The 4240-nt window shown below is 33.0% G+C and carries 9 protein-coding genes; 5 read left to right on the top strand and 4 right to left on the bottom strand.

Features of this window, described 5'->3' with window-relative positions; all coding sequences use genetic code 11:
• The first annotated feature begins 166 nt into the window (after positions 1 to 166).
• Positions 167 to 496 (top strand): hypothetical protein, encoded by a 330-nt coding sequence (locus QZ659_RS20210; RefSeq protein WP_291728865.1) that lies wholly within the window; start codon positions 167 to 169, stop codon positions 494 to 496.
• 5 nt (positions 497 to 501) lie between these two features.
• On the opposite strand, the gene QZ659_RS20205 is transcribed toward QZ659_RS20210, so the two are convergent.
• Both QZ659_RS20205 and QZ659_RS20200 read right to left on the bottom strand, forming a co-directional pair.
• Complete coding sequence (locus QZ659_RS20205; RefSeq protein ID WP_291728863.1) at positions 502 to 909, bottom strand: hypothetical protein; 408 nt, start codon at positions 907 to 909, stop codon at positions 502 to 504.
• A gap of 60 nt (positions 910 to 969) precedes the next feature.
• Positions 970 to 1194 (bottom strand): hypothetical protein, encoded by a 225-nt coding sequence (locus QZ659_RS20200; RefSeq protein ID WP_291728861.1) that lies wholly within the window; start codon positions 1192 to 1194, stop codon positions 970 to 972.
• A 139-nt stretch (positions 1195 to 1333) separates the two neighbouring features.
• Here QZ659_RS20200 and QZ659_RS20195 point away from each other — a divergent pair, with 139 nt between their 5' ends.
• Entirely contained in the window at positions 1334 to 1663 is a 330-nt protein-coding gene (locus QZ659_RS20195; RefSeq protein WP_291728859.1) for a hypothetical protein, read from the top strand.
• A 72-nt stretch (positions 1664 to 1735) separates the two neighbouring features.
• Here QZ659_RS20195 and QZ659_RS20190 read toward each other — a convergent pair whose 3' ends face one another.
• Positions 1736 to 1921: a hypothetical protein gene (locus QZ659_RS20190; RefSeq protein WP_291728856.1), complete on the bottom strand. Its 186-nt coding sequence runs from the start codon at positions 1919 to 1921 to the stop codon at positions 1736 to 1738.
• A gap of 6 nt (positions 1922 to 1927) precedes the next feature.
• Complete coding sequence (locus tag QZ659_RS20185) at positions 1928 to 2176, bottom strand: hypothetical protein (protein WP_291728854.1); 249 nt, start codon at positions 2174 to 2176, stop codon at positions 1928 to 1930.
• 169 nt (positions 2177 to 2345) lie between these two features.
• Between QZ659_RS20185 and QZ659_RS20180 the strand changes: the two genes are divergently transcribed.
• The 3 genes from QZ659_RS20180 to QZ659_RS20170 form a co-directional block, all read left to right on the top strand.
• On the top strand, positions 2346 to 2840 hold the full coding sequence (locus tag QZ659_RS20180) for a hypothetical protein (protein WP_291728852.1): 495 nt from the start codon (positions 2346 to 2348) through the stop codon (positions 2838 to 2840).
• Between the two features lie 227 nt (positions 2841 to 3067).
• Complete coding sequence (locus QZ659_RS20175; protein ID WP_291728850.1) at positions 3068 to 3922, top strand: flavin reductase family protein; 855 nt, start codon at positions 3068 to 3070, stop codon at positions 3920 to 3922.
• Between the two features lie 67 nt (positions 3923 to 3989).
• On the top strand, positions 3990 to 4240 hold a 251-nt coding region (locus QZ659_RS20170), incomplete at its 3' end, for a DUF427 domain-containing protein (RefSeq protein ID WP_291728848.1).

The raw sequence follows: 4240 nt of genomic DNA, 5'->3' as shown, positions 1-4240 counted from the left end.
ATGGTTATTTCTGATTGAGCTGCCATAATTTTTGAGTTTTTAGTTGGGTTGTGAATAATGAAAAATTGTCTTTTATAAGGGACAAATCAATATTGAAATGCCCCTAAAATTGTAGTATATTTATGGTTTGAAAAACATCACTTTTTACACCTAAATCTTACTACAAATGGCTGATTTTCTAAGCGAAATAGAAGAACTTTATAAACTCAAATCTCTTAAAGGTAGTAGCGAGTTTGAGCATTACCGAGATGTTCTATTTAAAGCTCTTTCATCAGATATGCCTTTTGCTTATGCGATGTTCAATGATGCTATAATCTACCTAATTGAATTACCTGTTTATGATACTGACTATGTAAGACCTTCAACAAAAAAACTGATTGATTTTCTAGGTTCAATGCCTTTACATGGAGTTCCTTTAGAAGAGCGTAACACAATGGCAAAAAACATCATAAATTTATATGGAAGGCTCTACTTTAATTCAGAGGGGAGTTTATGATGTACTTAAAACTCTCCTACTTGTAGGTCTTCTAAAAGTTCTGATATTCGCTCTCCTTCTTTAACTTGTTGGCTTTCAAATTCTTCTGCTAATAGAGTTGCTATCTTTGATGTTACTCGCCTCATAGCAGTCTTTCCGTAGAAGAGTTTTAAGCTATTTTTCACATCGTCAGAAAGCTGATACTTCTGAAACATTATTTCAAAAAAATTATAATCTTCTGACTTGTCGTGTCCTAATTCTTCATAGTCGTTTTCAACGTCTTCATCTTCGTCTTCTGTTGAGAGATAAGATGACCTCTTTGGTTTTTTAGCCTCTTTCTCTGCTTCAACTTCCTCTTCTATTGTTGTTACTACTGAGTTAAGTTCAGCAGCACATTTCTTAAAATGATAGTACGCAATAAATGGATTATCCATAACTGAAAATAGAGTTTAAAATTTTTATCCGATTGGGTTCTGAAAGAGAGTATTAAAATCCTATCCTATGTTGTAGTTCAAATCTTCTACAAACTGCTCTGTATAGCTCTCATCTTGAAGCTGAATAATCATTTGTCCATCTGGAAAACCAACAGCCATAAAGAATACTTCATTTGCTTGACTTTCCTCAAAGAGTGCTGCAATAGCATAGTCATTGTTTGGAACTACAATTTGAGGTGTTTCTCCATCAAATTTGATTTTACATTTTTCGCTAAGAGCTTCCATAATTTTGAGTTTTTAGTTGGGTTGTAAATAATGAAAAATTATCTTTTATAAGGGGTAAATCAATCTTGAAATACCCCTAAAATTGTAGTATATTTATGGTGTAAAATATCATAATCTTTCATACCTAAATCTTACTACAATGTCTAAGCACGATGCACATTTTTTATCAAAAACATTTCAAATTGAAAACTTAAAAGAGATGAAAGATTTTAAACAACATAAATCAATACTCCTTAAAAAAATTGAAGATGCTGGAGAATTTGGATACGCCTTATTTTCCGACGAAATAGTCAGCTTACTAAAAAAGCATATTGACGAATCTGAACTTCCAAAACGTCCCACAGACGGTTTAATAGAATTTGCTTCTAATTTGCACATACATGGTGTTCCTGTAAATGAAAGAAACGCTATGGTTAAAACCATCTTAGAACGCTACTATGAAAGTCTATTTCCAATAAAATCAAATTAAATTTTCAATGTTTTTATACTCAATACGCTATCTTTTTAGCGTATTTTTTTTGTCTTTTTTTGAAAGAGAGAGTTAGGAATTACGAATGACTGCCTTTCTATCTCTTACTTCATTTCTTTTTTTTAGAGAGGCTTCGTAATACGCATCATCTCCGTCCAACCTTGCCTTACGCATACGTTTACTGTATTTTTCGTAAGCACGATTTAGCTTGTTTAGCTCTGCTTCTTGTGCTGGAGTGTAATTCGTTTTTCCTGCCATGATAGATTAATTAGTTAAGTTTAATTTTTCCTCTACTTCTTCCTCTTGGTCTATTTCCTCTTGCAAATCTCTACACATTTGCATAAACTTTTTAGGACGTGCAACAACTAAGTTTACAATCCACAACAAGAAGATAGATTGCTTTCCAACCTTTGTATCCGATAGTGCATCGGTAAACTTTTCTTTCAGAGAAGAAGGAATATTTTTAGCTCCAATGCTTACCAATTTTTCAATATTTGTTGTAGTTTTTTGCATACAGTCATTAGGAAATAAAACATTTATACGGATAAATCCGTATTTTTGTGTAACTTGTTAGAATATATACGACAAATATAGCAACTTGTTTCGTTAAATCAAATCAAATTGATTTTATTTTTAGAAATTTGTTGTGTTAATCTTGTAACAAATTGAAAATCAATAAATTATGATTGGAAAAAAAATCAAAGAAATTGCAGATAATCTACCTTTTACATCAAGACAACTAGCTGAAAAAATGGATATGTCCACTTCTACGCTATATGCTATGTACAAGAGTAAATACGTAAAAGAAGAGTATTTAATTCGCTTCAGCGAAATATCAAACGTACCTGTATCTGAATTAAGAGGTCATTATCCTACAATATCCGAAAAGGATTTTGAAAAAGTAAAACAAGAAAACGAAGCATTAAAAAAGGAGAATGCAGATATAAAAAAGGAAAATAGCTTTTTATCAAAAAAACTTAGTGAGCTAGAACACAAATTCAATATATTGAATGAATCACTAGCTCAAAAATTTCTAGGTGTAGATTTTGGTAACAATAATTTGGGAAAGGGTAGGGGACACAAGCATGCAGCTCGCTCACATGGACAAAGAAAAGATGATATTGTTCATTCATCTAAGCGAGCTTGTGTTCCTTCAGCTATTAGTCTTGGTAGATAAATAGTTGTGCTGCTTTTAATCTTAGGTATCTTATTAGGTATCTTGCTATAAAAATATACTTTTTTGAGTAACTTAGGCGTTTAGTTTGGGTTCACTCATCACCACAACCTAAACCCAAATTAAGTAATAACTTTTTTTGGGTTTTTTTTGTTGGCTATTTATATTGCGCCAAAGACAAGACTTTGTCCTACATTAATAATTTATCATTTATAACTTGTCATTCTTCAATGTCTGATTTCAATTCGTATTTTCCTTCCGACTTACCTGTTCCAGCTTTTCATGGTTTACTTTTAGGTGCAATTTCACCTCGTCCAATAGCTTTTGCCAGTACGATAGATAAAGAAGGAAATGTAAACCTTTCTCCCTTTAGCTTTTTTAATGTCTTTGGTGCAAATCCTCCTACACTTATTTTTTCTCCTGCTAGAAGAGTAAGAGACAATACCATCAAACATACCTTAGAAAATGTAAAAGAGGTAAAAGAAGTAGTGATTAATATGGTTTCATATTCGATGGTAGAGCAAATGTCACTTTCCAGTACAGAATATGAGAAAGGAGTAAACGAATTTTTCAAAGCAGGTTTTACACCTATTGACTCCGAAACCGTTTCTCCTCCAAGAGTTTTGGAATCTCCTGCACAGTTTGAGTGTGTGGTGAGAGAAATTGTAGAAACAGGACAAGAAGGAGGTGCAGGAAACCTAATTATCTGTGAGGTGAAGAAAATGCACATTAGTAAAGCCATTTTAGATGAAGATGGAAAAATAGACCCACATCTGTTAGACGCTGTGGCTCGTATGGGAGGAAATTATTACTGCCGTGCAAGTGGAGATGCAGTCTTTGAAGTTGCTAAACCTCTAACGACAAAAGGAATCGGTGTAGATGAACTTCCTTATGCTATCAGAACCAGTAAATTTCTTTCTGGAAATACACTTGGTAAGCTAGGAAACGTAGAAAAAATGCCTACAAAATCAGAATTAGAAAGTATAGAAACTAATTTTTCAAGTGAAGAAGAAAAACACAAACAGGCAGAAGAGTTAGCTCAGAAAGGCGAGGTAATGAAAGCGTGGGCAGTTTTGCTTAGTTAGAGAAAACAATTTTGCTCAAAAGTTTATTGTTGTGGTAAATTTTAATCTCATCAAAAAACAATTCATTATGAAAGCGATATGGAACGGGCAAGTTATTGCAGAAAGTGATAACACTATTCAGATAGAAGGCAATCATTATTTTCCTGCTGATGCAGTAAAGAAAGAATTTTTGAAAGAAAGCGACCACAAAAGTATTTGTCCATGGAAGGGAACGGCTTCTTACTACTCGTTAGAAGTAGATGGAGAGGAAAATAAAAATGCTGTTTGGTATTACCCCAATACAAAAGATGCTGCTAAAGAAATTGAAGGGCGACTAGC

Origin of the sequence: Bernardetia sp. (assembly GCF_020630935.1) — a bacterium.
GTDB lineage: Bacteria > Bacteroidota > Bacteroidia > Cytophagales > Bernardetiaceae > Bernardetia.
The sequence above is the reverse complement of the archived record's forward strand: the minus strand, read 5'-3'. Positions and strand labels throughout refer to the sequence as shown.